At 76.4% G+C, this 16,037-nt stretch carries 12 protein-coding genes; 4 read left to right on the top strand and 8 right to left on the bottom strand.

Translation table 11 applies throughout. From position 1 onward, the window contains the following. Positions 1-11: 11 nt before the first annotated feature. Entirely contained in the window at positions 12-1,763 is a 1,752-nt protein-coding gene (locus tag K353_RS07045) for a cation:proton antiporter (protein WP_111552699.1), read from the top strand. 34 nt (positions 1,764-1,797) lie between these two features. Here the strand turns inward: K353_RS07045 and K353_RS07040 are convergent, their stop codons facing one another. From K353_RS07040 to K353_RS07030, 3 genes are all read right to left on the bottom strand, one after another. Further along, complete coding sequence (locus tag K353_RS07040) at positions 1,798-2,517, bottom strand: TetR/AcrR family transcriptional regulator (protein WP_111552796.1); 720 nt, start codon at positions 2,515-2,517, stop codon at positions 1,798-1,800. Between the two features lie 192 nt (positions 2,518-2,709). Then, positions 2,710-4,380: a ricin-type beta-trefoil lectin domain protein gene (locus tag K353_RS07035; protein ID WP_233533421.1), complete on the bottom strand. Its 1,671-nt coding sequence runs from the start codon at positions 4,378-4,380 to the stop codon at positions 2,710-2,712. Between the two features lie 181 nt (positions 4,381-4,561). Continuing rightward, positions 4,562-5,722, bottom strand: a complete 1,161-nt coding sequence (locus K353_RS07030; RefSeq protein ID WP_111552795.1) for an NAD(P)/FAD-dependent oxidoreductase — start codon at positions 5,720-5,722, stop codon at positions 4,562-4,564. 183 nt (positions 5,723-5,905) lie between these two features. On the opposite strand from K353_RS07030, the gene K353_RS34275 reads away from it, so the two are divergent. Then, positions 5,906-6,334: a GNAT family N-acetyltransferase gene (locus tag K353_RS34275; protein WP_158585367.1), complete on the top strand. Its 429-nt coding sequence runs from the start codon at positions 5,906-5,908 to the stop codon at positions 6,332-6,334. A gap of 89 nt (positions 6,335-6,423) precedes the next feature. Next, positions 6,424-6,960: a GNAT family N-acetyltransferase gene (locus K353_RS07020; protein ID WP_111552696.1), complete on the top strand. Its 537-nt coding sequence runs from the start codon at positions 6,424-6,426 to the stop codon at positions 6,958-6,960. A gap of 40 nt (positions 6,961-7,000) precedes the next feature. Here K353_RS07020 and K353_RS07015 read toward each other — a convergent pair whose 3' ends face one another. The 3 genes from K353_RS07015 to K353_RS07005 form a co-directional block, all read right to left on the bottom strand. Beyond that, the gene (locus K353_RS07015; protein WP_111552695.1) at positions 7,001-7,471 is read right to left on the bottom strand and encodes an NUDIX domain-containing protein; all 471 of its coding nucleotides are present in this window, start codon (positions 7,469-7,471) and stop codon (positions 7,001-7,003) included. A 102-nt stretch (positions 7,472-7,573) separates the two neighbouring features. Then, positions 7,574-9,793, bottom strand: coding sequence for an NADP-dependent isocitrate dehydrogenase (locus tag K353_RS07010; RefSeq protein ID WP_111552694.1), 2,220 nt, complete (start codon positions 9,791-9,793; stop codon positions 7,574-7,576). Between the two features lie 393 nt (positions 9,794-10,186). Further along, complete coding sequence (locus K353_RS07005) at positions 10,187-10,840, bottom strand: pyridoxamine 5'-phosphate oxidase family protein (RefSeq protein ID WP_111552693.1); 654 nt, start codon at positions 10,838-10,840, stop codon at positions 10,187-10,189. Between the two features lie 327 nt (positions 10,841-11,167). On the opposite strand from K353_RS07005, the gene K353_RS07000 reads away from it, so the two are divergent. After that, positions 11,168-12,031, top strand: a complete 864-nt coding sequence (locus tag K353_RS07000; RefSeq protein ID WP_111552692.1) for a universal stress protein — start codon at positions 11,168-11,170, stop codon at positions 12,029-12,031. Positions 12,032-12,095: 64 nt separating this feature from the next. On the opposite strand, the gene K353_RS06995 is transcribed toward K353_RS07000, so the two are convergent. Both K353_RS06995 and K353_RS06990 read right to left on the bottom strand, forming a co-directional pair. Continuing rightward, entirely contained in the window at positions 12,096-13,787 is a 1,692-nt protein-coding gene (locus tag K353_RS06995; RefSeq protein WP_111552691.1) for a PP2C family protein-serine/threonine phosphatase, read from the bottom strand. 216 nt (positions 13,788-14,003) lie between these two features. Then, complete coding sequence (locus K353_RS06990; RefSeq protein ID WP_111552690.1) at positions 14,004-16,013, bottom strand: BTAD domain-containing putative transcriptional regulator; 2,010 nt, start codon at positions 16,011-16,013, stop codon at positions 14,004-14,006. Positions 16,014-16,037: the final 24 nt, after the last annotated feature.

Raw genomic sequence — 16,037 nt, 5'->3', positions numbered from 1 at the left:
GGGATGGGCGGATGACCTCTGAGCAGATCCTGATCGGGTCCGGGCTGACCTTGGTACTCGCCGTCGCCTCCCAGCTGCTGGCCGCCCGGCTGCGCGTCCCGGCGATCATCGTGCTGCTGCCGGTGGGCTTCGCGGCGGGCGCGCTCACCGACGACGTGCACCCCGACCGGCTGCTCGGTCCGGCCTTCTCGCCGCTGGTCTCGCTCGCCGTCGCGGTCATCCTGTACGACGCCGGGCTCGGCCTGGACCTGCGCGAACTGACCGGCCACGCCCGGCACACGGTGGTGCGGCTGGTGTGGGTCGGCACCCTGCTGACCGCCCCGGCCGCCGCGTTCGCGGCCGCCCCGCTGCTGGGCGTCTCGGGGAAGGCGGCGGCGATGCTCGGCGCGATCCTGGTGGTCTCCGGGCCGACCGTGGTCGGGCCGCTGCTGGACTTCGTCCGCCCCACCGAGCGGGTGCGGCGCGTGCTGCTGTGGGAGGGCTCGCTGATCGACGCGGTCGGCGGCATCCTCGGCGCGCTGGTCTTCCACGCGCTGGTGAGCGAGCAGCACCGGAGGCTGGGCGCCGGGCTGCTGGAGTTCGCGGCCAGCGTCGGCCTGGGCCTGCTCGGCGGGCTGCTCGGCGCGGCCCTGCTGTGGCTGCTGCTGGTGCGGGCGCGGCTGAACGAAGTCCTGGGCACCAGCGCCCAGTTGGCGGTGGTGGTCGGCGTGGCCGCGGTCTGTGACGCGCTGCGCGACGACACCGGGCTGATCGCCGCGATCGTGCTGGGCGTGGTGGTCGCCACCGTCCCGGCCTTCGACCCGCCCGCCCGGCGGATCTTCCTGGAGACGCTGGTCCCGCTGATCGTCGGCGTGCTGTTCGTGTCGATCTCCTCGACCGTCACCTGGTCGTCGGTGCGCCCGGTGCTGCTGCCCGTGCTCGGGCTGGTCGCGGTGCTGGCGGTCGTGGTGCGGCCGGTCGTCGCGGCGCTGTCCACCGCCGGGACGGACCTGGCGGAGGGCGAACGGGCGTTCCTGGGCTGGATGGCGCCGCGCGGCATCGTCGCCGCCTCCACCGCCGCGACCTTCTCCACCAGCCTGGCCGCGGCGGGCGTCGGCGGCGCGGAGAAGATCCTCCCGGCCACCTTCCTGGTGATCGTGTTCACCGTCACGCTGTACGGCCTGAGCGCCGTCCCGGTGGCCCGGCTGCTGCGGGTGACCCGCCCGGCCCGCTCCCGCCCGCTGCTGGTGGGCGGCGAGCCGTGGACGGTCGAGCTGGCCGCCGTGCTCCGCTCGGCCGGGCTGGACGTGCTGCTGTGGGCCGGGCGGGACGAGCAGCGGGCCCGGATCTCGGCCGCCGGGCTCGAACTCGCCGACGGCGAACTGCTGGCCGTCGCGAGCGGCGAGGGCGCCGAGCGGGAGGGCGTCACCGCGGTGTACCTGCTGACCGCCGAGGACGGGTTCAACGCGCTGGCGGCGGCCGTCCTGCACGAGGTGTCCGAACTGCCGGTGTTCCGGCTGCCCGCCGCCGCGCCCGGCCCCGGCGCGGTCGGCGGCCCGCCCGCCGCGACGGTCCTCCCGGCCGCCCTGACCGGCCCCGAGCTGGCCCGCCGGCACGCCGCCGGAGCCCGCATCCTGCGCCGCCCCGCCGACGGCGAGCTGCCGCCCGGCCACGACCTGCTGTTCACCCTCGACCGGGCCGGCCACCTGCACCCGGCCGCCCCGGACGGCGCCCCGCCCCACCCCGACCGGGTCACCGAACGGATCGTCCTCGGCCCGGCCTGACCGCCCGTCACCCGTCCCGGTGGGGCACGGGGCGTCAGCGCGGCGTGGCGGCCACCCCGTTGATCAGCATCCGGAACGTCCAGGCGAGCCGTTCGGCGGGGCGGCCGGAGACCAGCTCCCCGGCGGTCGCGGCCACCTTCGGGTAGCGGGACGGGTCGGCCTCGCGCAGGGCGCGGACCATCGCGCCGTGCTCGGCCTCGGCCGCCGCGCCGGTGCGGGCGGAGTGCTCGGCGGCGGTGGCGGTGGCCACCTGGAGCAGGGTGTCGACGCCCCAGGCGGCCTGCCCGGCGGGGACGCCGCCCTCCTCCAGCAGGGCCAGCAGGGTCTCCACCAGGGCCAGGTAGTGCGGCCCGGCGGGCCGGGCGAGCAGCGCGGAGTGGGCCAGCGCCGGGTGTTCGAGCAGCACGGCGGTGTAGGACTCCAGCACCGCGGCGAGCCGCCCGCGCCAGTCCCGGCCCGGGTCTCCGGCGGTGCCCGGGTCGGCGGCCCCCGCGCCGGCGGCTGCGCCCAGGTCGACCCGTCCGAGGTGGTGCTCCAGGATCGCGGCGTGCAGTTCGGCCGTGTTGGCCACGTAGACGTACAGCGAGGCCGGTCCGGTGTCGAGTTCCTGGGCCAGGCGCCGCATGGTGACCCGCTGGAGCCCCTCGGCCTCCATCAGGCGGACGGCCGCCGCCACGATGCCGGCCCGGGTGAGCGCGGGCTTGGCGGGCCGCTCCCGGCGGCTGCGCGGGGCGGGGGCGGGGCTGTCGTCCATGACCACCAACATAGATGATCGGCGCCGGGGGGCCGGGGCGGTCGACACGGCCTTGGAAGCGCTCTCAGAGCAGGCCGCCCAGCAGCCCCCGCCCGCACCGCCCCGCACCGCCCCGCACCGGGTGCGGCGGCACGACCTCCGCGCCGCCGCACCCGCTGCGCCTACCGCTCGCGCTGACGCTGACGCCGACGGTCAGGCCAGGGCGAACTTCTGGGCGCCGGAGCCGTTGCAGTCCCAGATCTGCAGCCGGGTGCCGTTGGCGGTGGCCCCCGACGGGGAGTCGACGCACCGTCCGCTGGTCGGGTTCGACAGCGAACCGTCGCCGTTGGCCACCCAGTTCTGGTAGCCGCCGCCGTTGCAGGTGGCGAGCTGGAGCTTCGTCCCGGCCGCGCTGCTGCCGCCCGCGATGTCCAGGCACTTGCCGAGGGTCTGGAGGGTCTGGCCGCTCCAGGTCCACTTCTGGTCCTTGGCGCCCGACTGGCAGTCCCAGAGCTGCACCGCCGTGCCGTCGCCGCCGTTGTCGTCACCGGCCACGTCCGCGCACTTGCCGCCGGGGCCGTAGATCGGCGCGCCGATGGCGAACTTCTGGGCGCCGGAGCCGTTGCAGTCCCAGATCTGGAGCCGGGTGCCGTTGGCGGTGGCCCCCGACGGCGAGTCGATGCACCGGCCGCTGGTCGGGTTGCGCAGCGAACCGTCGCTCTGCCGCACCCAGTTCTGGTATCCGCTGGTGTTGCAGGTGGCGAGTTGGAGCTTCGTTCCGGCGGCGCTGCTGCCCCCGGCGATGTCCAGGCACTTGCCGAGGGTCTGGAGGGTCTGGCCGCTCCAGGTCCAGTGCTGGTCCTTGGCCCCGGACTGGCAGTCCCAGAGCTGCACCGCCGTGCCGTCGCCGCCGTTGTCGTCGCCCGCCACGTCCACGCACTTGCCGCCGGGGCCGGTGATGGCCTGGCCGGAGACCGTGCCGCCACCGCCCCCGGAGCCCGGGCCCTTGTTGTAGACGGCGACCGAGTCGATGATCAGCTTGCCGCCCGAGACGGTGGCCGCGTTCGGGCCGCCGCCGAAGGCGTCCGGGAAGCCGCCGCCGATCGCCAGGTCGTAGATGATGAAGAACGGGTGGTCGACGGCGTTGGCCCAGGTCGTCGCGTCCACCTGGTTGGCGTTGACGGTGTAGAAGTTGCCGCCGTCGAGGTAGAACCGGATCTGCTCGGGCGAGACCGAGCGGTCGATCTCCACCGCGTAGTCGTGGAAGCCGGTCTGGCAGCCCGGACAGGCGCGCTCGCCCGAGCCGATGCCGGTGGACTCGTTGCACGGGCCGCCCGGGTTCACCCCGCAGTGGATCGTGCTGAAGACGGAGCTGCGGCCGTTGATGTCCTCCATGATGTCGATCTCGCCGGACTTCGGCCAGGTCACCCCGTCGCGCAGCGGCGCGCCGAGCATCCAGAACGCCGGCCAGTAGCCCGCGCCGTTGGAGGTGTTGACGTTGGGCTGCTGGAGGACGGACTCCATCCGCACCACCCCGCCCGCCGGGGCGCCGAAGGACGCCGACTGGGTCTCCACCCGGCCGGAGGTCCAGCCGGCGCGCGGGTCGGAGCCGGAGTGCAGCGCCTGGAGCACCAGGTGGCCCTGGCCGTCGTAGTAGACGTTGGAGGTGCTGCTGGTCATGGTCTCGATCTCGCCGGTGCCGAAGTTGCTGCCCGGCCCGGTGTCGTACTTCCACAGGCTCTGGTCGATGCCCGTCCCGGACGCGCCGTTGAAGTCGTCGCTCCAGGTGAGCGAGAAACCGGACGGCGGCGCGGGGGCCGCGACGGCGGTGTCCGTCGTCGCGGTGACGGTGGCGGCCACCGTGAGCGCGACGACGGGCAGCAATGAGAGCGCTCTCTTCCACGCGCGGCGCATCGGCCGTGCACTCAGGGATGTCATGTATGCAGCATGGCGATCAGCCCCGCGCTCGACAAGAAGTTGGACGCGTTCGGCTTCGAACTCCGCTACAACGTTTACCTTCTGAAGGCTTCCAGTGACTCCGCGTCCACCGCGACCCGGTCGGCGTTCACTCCTCGTCGGCCCCCGCGAAGACGGCGAGCAGTCCGGCGACCGGGTCGGGACCGAACATCAGCTCCAGGCCGGCGGCGGACTCGGCGGCGGAGGCTTCGGCACGGGCGAACATGGCCTGCTCGTAGGCGTCGAGGGCGGCCTCCAGGTTGCCGGGGCGGGCGGCCAGGGCGAGGCCGAGCTCGGCGCCGTCCTGCATGGCGAGGTTGGCGCCCTCGCCCGCGAACGGGGACATCAGGTGCGCGGCGTCGCCGAGCAGGGTGACGCCGGGGCGCCGCTCCCAGCGGTGGCCGACCGGCAGCGCGTGGATCCGGCGCAGCGTCAACTCCCCGTCGGCGTCGGCGAGCAGGGCGCGCAGCCGCTCGCTCCAGCCGTCGAAGGCGGCGAGCGCGGCCTCGCGGAGCGCGGCCGGCCCGGCGGCGGGCGGCCAGCTCTCGTCGGCGCGGACGGCGGCGTAGACGTGGATGCTGCCGTCGGACTCCAGGTGGCCGAGGAAGCCGCGCCCGCCGCCGAGGGCCATGAACATCCCGCCGCCGACCAGGGCGGCGGCGCCGGGGTGGCGGCGGGCGGCGTCGTGCAGGTCGGCCTCGACGAAGGAGACGCCGGTGTAGGCGGGCCGGGCGTCGGAGAGCAGCGGGCGGACCTTGGACCAGGCGCCGTCCGCGCCGACCAGCAGGTCGGTGGTGATCGCGCTGCCGTCGGCGAACCCGACCCGGTGGCGGCCGTCGCCGAGCGCCCGGACGTCCACCGCCTTGCGGCCCCAGTGCATGGCACCGGCGGGCAGCGCGGAGAGCAGCAGGTCGCGCAGGTCGCCGCGGTCGACCTCGGGGCGGCCGCCGGTGCCGTCGTCCTCCTCGGCGAGGTGGACGGTGGCGTCGGGGCCGAGCAGGCGCAGGGCCTGGCCGCCGGGGTGGACGATCCGCCGGAAGTCCTCGTGCAGCCCGGCGGCCTCCAGCGCGGGCTGGCCGGAGTCGTGGTGGATGTCGAGCATGCCGCCCTGGGTGCGGGCGGTGGCGTCGGGTTCGAGGTCGAAGACGGCGGCGGGGATGCCGTGCACGTGCAGGACCCGGGCCAGGGTGAGGCCGCCGAGGCCGCCGCCCAGGACGGCGAGGGGGTGGTGGGGGGTGTGGCCGGCGGCGTGGTGGGCGGTGGTGGTCACGGCGGGCTCCTCGGGTTCGTCCGGTGGCTGCCCTTCGAGCGTAACGAACGTGTTCGTGACGAACAAGTTCGGCGCGCAGGGTTCACGCGTCCGACACGGCGGCGCGTCACTCTGCGTAACAGCACTCGGGTACCGTTCCCACCGCCGCCCCGGCCACTGCACGCACCGGAAGGACCCCGCTCGGTGACCACCGCCCCCGACATCACCGCGTTCCTGCACGCCCAGGGACTCGACCCGCACGGCCTGGACGACCCCGACACCCTGCTGTGGACCACCCGCGACGCCAACGGGCCGATCGCCAGCGCCGCCCTGGAACTCGCCCGGCCGGCCGCCCTGTTGCGCAGCGTCGCCGTCCGCCCGGACCGGCGCGGCCACGGGGCCGGCCGCCGCCTGGTCGAGGACGTCCTCGCCGAGGCCACCGCCGGCGGCATCCGCCGGGTCTACCTGTTCTCCACCGACGCGGGCTCCTTCTGGCAGCACATGGGCTTCCACGAGGTGCCCGTCCCGGAGGCCGCCGCCGCCCTCGCCGGCGCCCCGCAGGTCCGCCGGTACCTCGCGGACGGCTCGCTGGCCGCCGAGGTCGCCTGGCGCCGCGACCTGGACGTCACCTGACGACCCGTCGGCACCGCCCGCACCACGGCCCGGCCGCCCCCTGACCGGGCATCGGCCGGGCATCGGCCGGGCACGGTACGTTGGCGGGCGTGACCGAAGCCCCGGCGCTGCCCTGGCCGCCCGCCCCGATCCGGACCGCCCGCCTGCTGCTGCGCGAGCCGCTGCCCGGCGACCGGCCCGCGATCGTCGAGCTGTTCACCTCCCCCGAGGTCGGCGCCCACATCGGCGGCGCCCGCCCGCGCGAGGAGTTCGAACGCACCCTGCCCGACGTCCCCCGGGGCCGCCCCGGCCTGCTGGTGGTCGACCTGGACGGGGCGATGGTCGGCCTGGTCACCCTCGACCCGTACGGCCCCGACCGCCCGGGCCGCCCGACCCCCGCACCGGGCGCGCGCGAACTCGGCTACCTGTTCCTGCCGTCCGCCTGGGGTCGCGGCTACGCCACCGAAGCCTGCGCCGCCGCCCTCGCCTGGCTGGCCGCCGCCGCCCCCGGCACCCCCGTCGCGCTCACCACCCGGACGGCCAACACCGCCTCGCTGCGGGTCGCCGAACGCCTCGGCTTCACCGAGGTCGAACGCTTCCACGAGTACGGCGCCGAGCAGTGGTTCGGCGTCCGCCACCCGCACTGACCCTCCCCGCCGGCCGTGCGCGGCCACGGAGTCGGCGCGGTCAGCCCAGGGCGAACCAGGGGGCGGGGTGGTCGGCGAGGGCCTTCTCCAGGAGGAGGGCGTCGTTGGGGGCCAGCGGGGGGAGGGCGTCGAGCGGGAACCAGGCGACCGCGAGGGACTCGTCGTCGTTGACGGTGGCCTCGCCGGACAGCGGGCGGCAGCGGAAGGCGAGGTCCAGGTACTGGACGCGGTCGCCGTTGGCGCAGGCGAAGGCGGGCAGGGTGAGGACGCTGGTGATCCGCTCGGGGCGGACGGTGACGCCGGTCTCCTCCCGCACCTCGCGGACCACGGTGTCGGCGGGCTGCTCGCCGGGTTCGACGATGCCGTGAAGCAGGGCCCAACGGCCGTTGTCGGAACGTCGGTTGAGCAGGATGCGGCCGTCCTCGACCACCACCGCGGTGATGCCGGAGAGCCAGAGCGGGCCGTGGCCGACGTGTTCGCGCAGGTCCAGGATGAATGGCGGGGTGGGCATACCGGGCACTGTAGTGCCCGGTATGCCCGGGGAGCGCGGAACGCCGCCGCGCCCCGCCCCGGAGGGCGGTGCGCGACGGCGTCCGGACGGTCCGACGGAGCGTCAGGCCAGGGTGGCGAGCGCGTCGTTGAGGGTCTTCGACGGGCGCATCACGGCGGCGGCCTTGGCCGGGTCGGGCTGGTAGTAGCCGCCGAGCTCGGCGGGCTGGCCCTGGACGGCGATCAGCTCGTCGACGATGGCCTGCTCCTGCTCGGCCAGGGTCGCGGCGAGCGGGGCGAACGCGGCGGCCAGCGCGGCGTCCTCGGTCTGGGCGGCCAGCTCCTGGGCCCAGTACAGGGCCAGGTAGAAGTGGCTGCCGCGGTTGTCGATGCCGCCGAGGCGGCGCGAGGGCGACTTGTCCTCGTTGAGGAAGGTGCCGGTGGCGCGGTCCAGGGTGTCGGCGAGGACCTTGGCGCCGGCGTTGCCGGTGGTGCCGGCCAGGTGCTCGAAGGAGGCGGCCAGCGCGAAGAACTCGCCGAGCGAGTCCCAGCGCAGGTAGTTCTCCTTGACCAGCTGCTGGACGTGCTTCGGGGCGGAGCCGCCGGCGCCGGTCTCGAACAGGCCGCCGCCCGCCATCAGCGGGACGACCGACAGCATCTTGGCGCTGGTGCCCAGCTCCAGGATCGGGAACAGGTCGGTCAGGTAGTCGCGCAGCACGTTGCCGGTGACCGAGATGGTGTTCTCGCCGCGGCGGATGCGCTCCAGCGAGAGCTTGGTGGCCTCGACCGGGGTGAGGATCCGGATGTCCAGGCCCTCGGTGTCGTGCTCGGGCAGGTACGCCTTGACCTTCTCGATCAGCACGGCGTCGTGGGCGCGGTCCTCGTCCAGCCAGAACACGGCCGGGTCGCCGGTGGCGCGGGCGCGGGTGACGGCCAGCTTGACCCAGTCCTGGATCGGCAGGTCCTTGGTCTGGCAGGCGCGGAAGACGTCGCCGGGCCGGACGGCCTGCTCCAGGACGGTCTCGCCGTCCGCGTCGACCAGGCGGACGGTGCCGGCGGCGCCGATCTCGAAGGTCTTGTCGTGGCTGCCGTACTCCTCGGCGGCCTGGGCCATCAGGCCGACGTTCGGGACGGAGCCGATGGTGGCCGGGTCGAGGGCGCCGTGGGCGCGGCAGTCCTCGATGACGGCCTGGTAGACGCCCGCGTAGGAGCTGTCGGGCAGGACGGCCAGGGTGTCGGCCTCCTTGCCGTCCGGGCCCCACATGTGGCCGGAGGTGCGGATCATGGCCGGCATCGAGGCGTCCACGATGACGTCGCTGGGGACGTGCAGGTTGGTGATGCCCTTGTCGGAGTCGACCATGGCCAGGGCCGGGCCGTCGGCGATCTCGGCGTCGAAGGAGGCCTTGATCTCGGCGCCGTTGGGGAGCTTGTCCAGGCCGGCCAGGATGCCGCCGAGGCCGTTGTTCGGGTTGAGGCCCGCGGCGGCCAGGTCGGCGCCGAACGCGGCGAAGGTCTTCGGGAAGAAGGCGCGCACCACGTGGCCGAACAGGATCGGGTCGGAGACCTTCATCATGGTGGCCTTGAGGTGCACCGAGAACAGCACGCCCTCGGCCTTGGCCCGGGCGACCTGCGCGGCCAGGAACTCGTTGAGCGCGGCGGCCCGCATCACGGAGGCGTCGACCACCTCGCCGGCCAGCACCGGGACCTTCTCGCGCAGCACGGTGACGGTGCCGTCCTCGGCGACCAGCTCGATGCGCAGCGCGCCGTCGGCGGCGATCACGGTGGACTTCTCGGTGGAGCGGAAGTCGTCGACGCCCATGGTGGCGACGTTGGTCTTCGACTCGGCCGACCAGGCGCCCATCCGGTGCGGGTGGGTCTTGGCGTAGTTCTTGACCGACAGCGGGGCGCGGCGGTCGGAGTTGCCCTCGCGCAGCACCGGGTTGACGGCGGAGCCCTTGACCTTGTCGTAGCGGGCGCGGATGTCGCGCTCCTCGTCGGTCTTCGGCTCGTCCGGGTAGTCGGGCAGCGCGTAGCCCTGGGCCTGGAGCTCGGCGACGGCGGCCTTGAGCTGCGGGATGGAGGCCGAGATGTTCGGCAGCTTGATGATGTTGGCGCCGGGGGTCTTGGCCAGCTCGCCCAGCTCGGTGAGGGCGTCCGCGATGCGCTGGTCCTCCTGGAGGTACTCCGGGAAGACGGCGATGATCCGACCGGCCAGCGAGATGTCGCGGGTCTCCACGCTCACACCGGCGGTGGCGGCGTACGCCTGGACGACCGGCAGGAACGAGTACGTGGCGAGGGCGGGGGCCTCGTCCGTGTGGGTGTAGATGATGGTCGAGTCAGTCACCGTAGCTCCAGCTTCCACGTCTGAACGTCTTGACGTCAAGATATCTCGTCCCGGGGGGATCTCCGCAACCAACCCCCCGGCCGGCGGCGACCCGGGCGCGGCGGGCGCGGCTCCGGGCCGGGGTGGACGCGGTGCCGAGCGGGTGTCGACGCGGTGCCGAGTCGTCGTGCCGGGCCGGGGCTACGGTAGGCGGTGTTCAGGGGAACCCCGCGCTCCACGGGGTGCCGGATTCCTCCCGATGTGGCGGGGGCGTCGATCCGGTGCCGGGGCGCGATCGTGCCGGGACGGACTCCTCTCCGCCCGCACAGGCGGGTAGCCGGTCCGGGCGGTGGCCGTCCCCAGCGCCACCGCCCGGGCCGGTCCGCCGCCGGTCCGCCCCCCGCGTCCGTGGGCTCAGCTCCCGGGGCCGTCGGCCGTCCGGATGCTCCGCCCGGTGACGGTGGTCGGGGTCAGCCGCACCCAGCGGCCGTGTCCGGCGGGCCGGGGCAGTTCGGCGAGCAGGGCCGGTTCGGTGACGTACTCGAGCGGGCCGACCATCAGCACGCTCCAGCCCTCGCGCAGGTCACCGTCGGCGCGGTCCACCTCGAACGCGGCGTCGCCGCCCGCCCCGGGGGCCAGCGGGCCGTGCTCGGCGGTGCGGTAGAGGACGGTGCGGCCGTGCACCAGGTAGCCGACGGGGCGCACCACGGGGCCGTCCGGGCCGGTGCGGGCGATCCGGCCCAGGCCGTTGGCGCCCAGGCGCCGCCAGCACTCGGCGACGTCGAGTGCGCCCAGGACGGGCGGTCCGACCAGCGCGGGGCCGGCCGGACGGCGCACCCGTTCGGCGGGTCGGCCGGCCACCAGCTCCTCGTACTCCAGGCCGAGGACGGCGGCCAGCCGGAGCAGCGCGAGCGGGTCGAAGTCGGGTCCGAGTTCCAGGACGCGGTGCAGGTACGCCGTCGACATGCCGGCCCGTGCGGCTGCCTGCGCCTCGGTGAGCCCGAGGTCGGCGAGGCGGTCGGCGAAGCGGCGGGCGAGCGCGGTCGGAGCCGCGTGGTCGGTGGTCACTCCGGTCACCTCCCGTGGATCGTGGGTCCGGGCCGGTGCGCGGGACGGGACGGGTTGCTCCCGGCGCCTGGTACTGCGTACGGCGTCCGGCCGGTACCCCCATGGTCCGCGACCCGGGCCCGGCCCGGCAGGGGCCTTGGACCCCTCTTCGCCGCCGGGGTGCCCGGGCACCCGGGTGCGGGGACGCGGGGGCGGGCGCGGGACCAACGGCCCCGGGCGGCCGGGCCCGCCGGCCCTGGCGGGCCCGGACGGGCCGGAGCAGAGTGGGCCACGACCCCGGCGCCGGGCGATGGGGCCCACGGGGATCCGTCCAGGGAAGGCACTGCCATGACTCGTCCCGTTCTCGCCGCAGTCGATGCGTCCGTCCGCAGCCGCGCCGCCGCGCACTGGGCCGCCCGGGAAGCCGGCCGCCGGGGTGCGCCGCTGCGGCTGCTGCACGCCTGGCCGCACCCGGGCCGCACGTCCGACGACCGGGTCGGGGCCGAGGACCTGGCGGGCGGCGGGCGGGCGATGCTGGACGACGTCGCCCGGGAGCTGACCGCCGCGTACCCGGGCCTGGAGGTCTCCGGCGAGCTGGTGCCGGACGCCGCGGTCGACGGGCTGACCGCCGCCGCCGGGCAGGGGGAGCTGCTGGTGATCGGCACCCGCGGGCTGGGCGGCTTCCGCGGGCTGCTGGTCGGCTCGGTCAGCCTGGGCGTGGCGGGCCGCTCGGCGGCGCCGGTGGTGCTGGTCCGCGAGGGCCGGCCGGAGCCCGAGCGGCACGAGCCGGAGGTGACCGTCGGCCTGGACGCGCTCGAACCGAACGACGCCGTCCTGGAGTTCGCCTTCGAGGCGGCCCGGCTGCGCGACGCCCGGGTACGGGTGGTGCACGGCTGGGAGCTGCCGCCGGCCTACGGGTACGCCGGGTGGATCCCGGTCGAGACCGAGCAGCAGGAGCTGGGCGCGCTGGCGGTCGGCATGGTCGCCGAGGCGGTCGCCCCGTGGCGGGGGAAGTACCCGCGCACGCTGGTGCTGGAGGACGTCCGCACCGGTGGCGGCGCGGCGGCCCTGGTCGAGGCGTCCGAGCAGTCGGACCTGGTGGTGGTCGGCCGCCGCCGGCGCACCCTGGGCCTGGGCAGCAAGCTCGGCTCGGTGGCCCACGCGGTGATCCACCACGCGCAGGCCCCGGTCGCGGTGGTACCGCACGACTGACCCCGCGCCCACCGGTCCCGGCCGCTGGGCCTTCACCATCCCCGCGGCTCAGCGGCTCAGCGGCTCAGCGGTCGAAGCGGAAGGCCAGCAGCGTCGCGTCGTCCTCCGACAGCGGGCCGGACATGTCGCGCACCACGGCGTCCACCAGTTCCTGGAGGTCCGGTCCGGTCGCGCAGTCCTCGGTGGCGTGCCGGTGGACGGCCGCGCAGAGCGCGGCGAGGCGGGCGTCGATGTCCTGGTCGCGGCGCTCGATCAGGCCGTCGGTGTACAGCAGGACGGTGTCACCGGGGCGGACGCGGGTCTCCACCGCCCGGTAGGAGACGTCGGGCAGCACGCCCAGCGGCGGGCCGGTCTCGGGGGTCATCGGGGCGGCCCGGCCGTCGCGCAGCAGGACCGGCGGCGGGTGGCCGGCGCAGATCCAGCGCAGCAGGCGCCGGTGGGGGTAGTAGCGGGAGACGATCGCGGTGGCGGTGGCCTCGTCGCCCTCGTCGCAGGCGATCCGGTTGAGCCAGCCGCCCAGGGACTCGACCAGCGCGCCGGTGAAGGCCAGTCCGGCCAGCGCGTGCCGCAGCATCGACATCAGGGCGACCGCGTCCAGGCCGTGCCCGCGCGCGTCGCCGACCGCCAACAGCAGCTGTCCGTCCGGGAGTTGGCGGACCTTGAACCAGTCGCCGCCGACCCCGCCTTCGGCCGGGCGGTAGGCCGCCGCGGTGCTGACGCCGATCCCGGCCAGGGCCGCGGAGCGCGGTTGCAGCGCCTCCTGGAGGCGCTGCACCACGTAGTGCTCGGTGTCGGCGCGGCGGGCCTGGCGCTCGGTCTCCTCCTGCTGCTCGCGCAGCCGCCGCCGGCTCTCCCACAGTTCGGTGACGTCCTGGAGCACCACCCGCACGCCCTCGATCGGCCCGCCGTCCTCGCGCACCGCCTCGGCCACCAGCCGGACCCGGCGCGGCCGGCCGGACCCGTACAGCTCGGTCAGCACGTCGATGTCCTCGCCGGTGGCCAGCAGCCGGTCGAGCTCGCGGTACAGGGCGGGGCGGGCGGTCTCGGTGACCCGGCGCAGCGCCCGGCCCGGGGGGAGGGCGGCGGTGTCGGGGGGCAGGCCGAGCAGGACGGCCAGGCCGGGCGAGACGTCCAGCCGGTCCTCGTGCAGGTCCCACTCGGCCCAGCCCACCCGGGCGATCCGCTGCGCGGCGCGGGCGATCTCCTCGGTCCGGTCGTCGGGCCACACCAGCAGCAGCCGCCGGCCCAGCCGGTGCGCGGTGACGTGCTCGCGGCGGGTGCGGGTGCCGCCGTCGGACACCGGGTAGCGCCGCCGCACCGGCACCGAGCGGGCCGCGTGCCCGGTGCGCAGCACCTCGCCGACGGTGTCCGCGAACGCCGCGCTCCACAGCCCCGGGTACGCCTCGCGCAGCGAGACGCCGCGCCCCTCCTCGGCGGCCTGCCGGTGCGCCTGGCCGGGGTGGTGCGGGTGCCGGAGCACGGCCTCGTTGACGATCACCGCGGCGAGGTCGCGGACCTCGCCCGCCTCGTCGAGCACCGGCTCGGCCAGCACCGCGGCCTGCGGGAGGGCGTCCAGCAGGTGGTGCAGGTCGCGGTCCGGCGGGCGGGCCAGCTCCGGGTCGAGCGCGGCGTCCGGGACGACCGGCGGCGGTCCGGACGGCTCGGCGGGCGCGGCCCGGCGCTGCTCCTCGCGCAGCCGCTCGACGGTGCGGCGCAGGGCCTCGCCCCCATCGGTCCGCTGCGGTCGCCCGTACACGGCAGCCCCTCTCCGGTCGGCGTTCTCCGCCACTTTTCCGGTGGCCCGGCCGGGCGGCGACCTCGGCGGACCGGACGGGTGAGTTGCGGGGCGGGGGCGGCTGGGACGGCGTCACCCCGGGCACGGGCGCGGGCGCGGCGCGGGTGGTCGGCGGTGCGCGGCGTTCGACGGCTCCACCGCGGACGGAGCCCGCCCCGTTCTCCCCATGCCTCCCCGTTACGCCTCCCCGCTCTCCCCGGCGCAGGCCCGGGCCTCGGCCAGGTAGCGGGCCACCGGGCCCAGGGTCAGCAGGCCGCTGGCGGCTCCGGCGTGTTCGGCGCGGGCGGCGTGCAGGGCCCGGGCGGCCCGGGTCGCGGGGGCGGGCTGTCCGAGCAGGGCGGCGGCGCGGGCGGTCAGGCACCACAGGGCTTCCTGGAGGTGGTCGGGCGGGGGGTCGGGCAGGGCGGCGAGCGCGGCGGCGGCCTCCGTCCGGCGGCCCCGGGCGTGCAGCAGCAGCGGGCGCGCCCAGGGCAGGTACGGGCCCCAGTCCAGGCGCGGGTCGGTGGGGGCGGGCCGGTCGTGCAGCAGGCGCAGGCCGAGCAGGGCGAGCGGGAGCAGGCCGCGCCGCAGGCCGGGCATCCCGGCGGTGCGCAGGGCCGCTTCGGCGTCCCGGTAGCGGGCGGCGGCCTCGGCGGCGGTCGGGCCGCCGGGGCGGGTGCTGCGGTCGGCCGCGGCCCGGGCCCGGAACCAGCCGGTGAGGACGCCGACCAGGGGCGCCTCGGTGCCGGCGGCGAGCCGTTCGGCGGCCCGGGCGTGCGCGGCGGCGGCGTCCAGGTCGCCGAGCGCGGAGGCGGACTGGAGGCGGACGAGTCGGCCGAGGACGGCGAAGTGCGGCAGGTCGTGCCGGGTCGCCAGGTCGAGGATCTCGGCGCCGGTGCGGTCCCGGTCCGGGGCCAGGCCGGGGCGGCCGAAGGACTGGAGGAAGACCCCGTTGAGGGCGAACGCCAGCAGCGCGGGGTCGCCGAGGGCGCGGGCCAGCGACTCGGCCCGCCGGGCGGCCTGCCCGGCGCGGCGCAGCCGGTCGGGCGTCAGGTCGGCGCTGCGGCTCTCGACCGCGACGGTGGCCAGCAGCCGGGCGGCCGGCGCGTCGGGGGCGGCCGGGCCGAGCGCGGCGAGGGTCCGTTCGGCGGCCTCGACCACGGCGCGGGACTGTTCGGCGTCGTCGGCGCGGCTCCACAGCGCGGGGACGTCGTAGGCGCCGATGACCCGGGCGGTCAGTTCGGCGTCGCCGGTGCGTTCGGCCGCGTGGATCGCGGCGAGGCGGTCGCGGCGGGCGTGCAGCAGGGCGTCGCCGCCCGCGAGCGAGAGGGTGCGGGCGAGGTCGACGGTGGTGCGCGGGCCGAGCCGGCCGCCGGGCACGCTCCAGGCGGCGGGCGGCTGCCCGTACGGGGCGGCGCCGGTGAGGATGTCGGCCTCCAGGCGCTGGAGTTCCGCGCCCGGGTCCAGGCCGAGCCGTTCGCCGAGCAGGGTGCGGGCGCGGCGCAGGGCGGCCAGCGCGTCGGCCTGCCGGCCGGCCCGGTGCAGGGCGCGGGCGAGCAGGGCCCAGGCCGGTTCGCGCCAGGGGTGCTCGTCGACGTGGGCGCCCAGTTCGGCGGCGAGGGCGGCGAGTTGGGCGGCCGGGGTGGGAGCGGTGGCGGGGATCCCGCTCGCCGGGGCGGCGTCCGGGGCGGTCGGGGCCGCGTCGAGGAGCAGGCGGGCACGCAGTTCGATCCCGTCCAGCCGCAGTTCCTCCAGCCTGGTCCGCTCGCGCCGGGCCCACGGCCGGTCGGGCAGGTCGGCGTAGGCGGGGCCGCGCCAGTCGGCGAGCGCGGCGGTGAGTTCGGGCGCGGCGGCGGGGTCGTGCCGGGCGCGGGCGAGGACGTCCTGGAAGCGGTGGGCGTCGACGTCCGCGCGGGGCAGGCGCAGGACGTAGCCGGGGCCCTCGGTGACCAGCAGGCGCGGCGGGGTGCGGGGCGGCCGGTCGGGTTCGAGGGCCCGGCGCAGGGCGGCGACGAAGGTCCGCAGGGCGCCGACGGCGCGGGGCGGCGGGTCGTCCCACAGCGCGTCGACCAGGGTGTCGGTGGGGACCATCCGCCCCTCGGCGGCCACCAACCGGGCCAGCACTTCGCGGTGGCGGGGGCCGCCCAGTCCCACCGGGGTCCCGTCCGCGCGCCGGGCCCGGACGGAACCGAGCACGTCGATTCGCATGACCCCATCCTGCCCCGGAGCGGC

The sequence above is a fragment of the Kitasatospora sp. SolWspMP-SS2h genome (genome assembly GCF_003259315.1).
Classification (GTDB): Bacteria; Actinomycetota; Actinomycetes; order Streptomycetales; family Streptomycetaceae; genus Kitasatospora; species Kitasatospora fiedleri.
The sequence above is the reverse complement of the archived record's forward strand: the minus strand, read 5'-3'. Positions and strand labels throughout refer to the sequence as shown.

What these genes read in the sequence shown, in the direction of transcription:
- K353_RS07045 (WP_111552699.1), top strand. Translation starts at nt 12, where the DNA reads ATGACCTCTGAGCAGATCCTGATCGGGTCCGGGCTGACCTTGGTACTC.
- K353_RS07040 (WP_111552796.1), bottom strand. Translation starts at nt 2,517, where the DNA reads ATGGACGACAGCCCCGCCCCCGCCCCGCGCAGCCGCCGGGAGCGGCCC.
- K353_RS07015 (WP_111552695.1), bottom strand. Translation starts at nt 7,471, where the DNA reads ATGCCCACCCCGCCATTCATCCTGGACCTGCGCGAACACGTCGGCCAC.
- K353_RS07000 (WP_111552692.1), top strand. Translation starts at nt 11,168, where the DNA reads ATGACTCGTCCCGTTCTCGCCGCAGTCGATGCGTCCGTCCGCAGCCGC.
- K353_RS06990 (WP_111552690.1), bottom strand. Translation starts at nt 16,013, where the DNA reads ATGCGAATCGACGTGCTCGGTTCCGTCCGGGCCCGGCGCGCGGACGGG.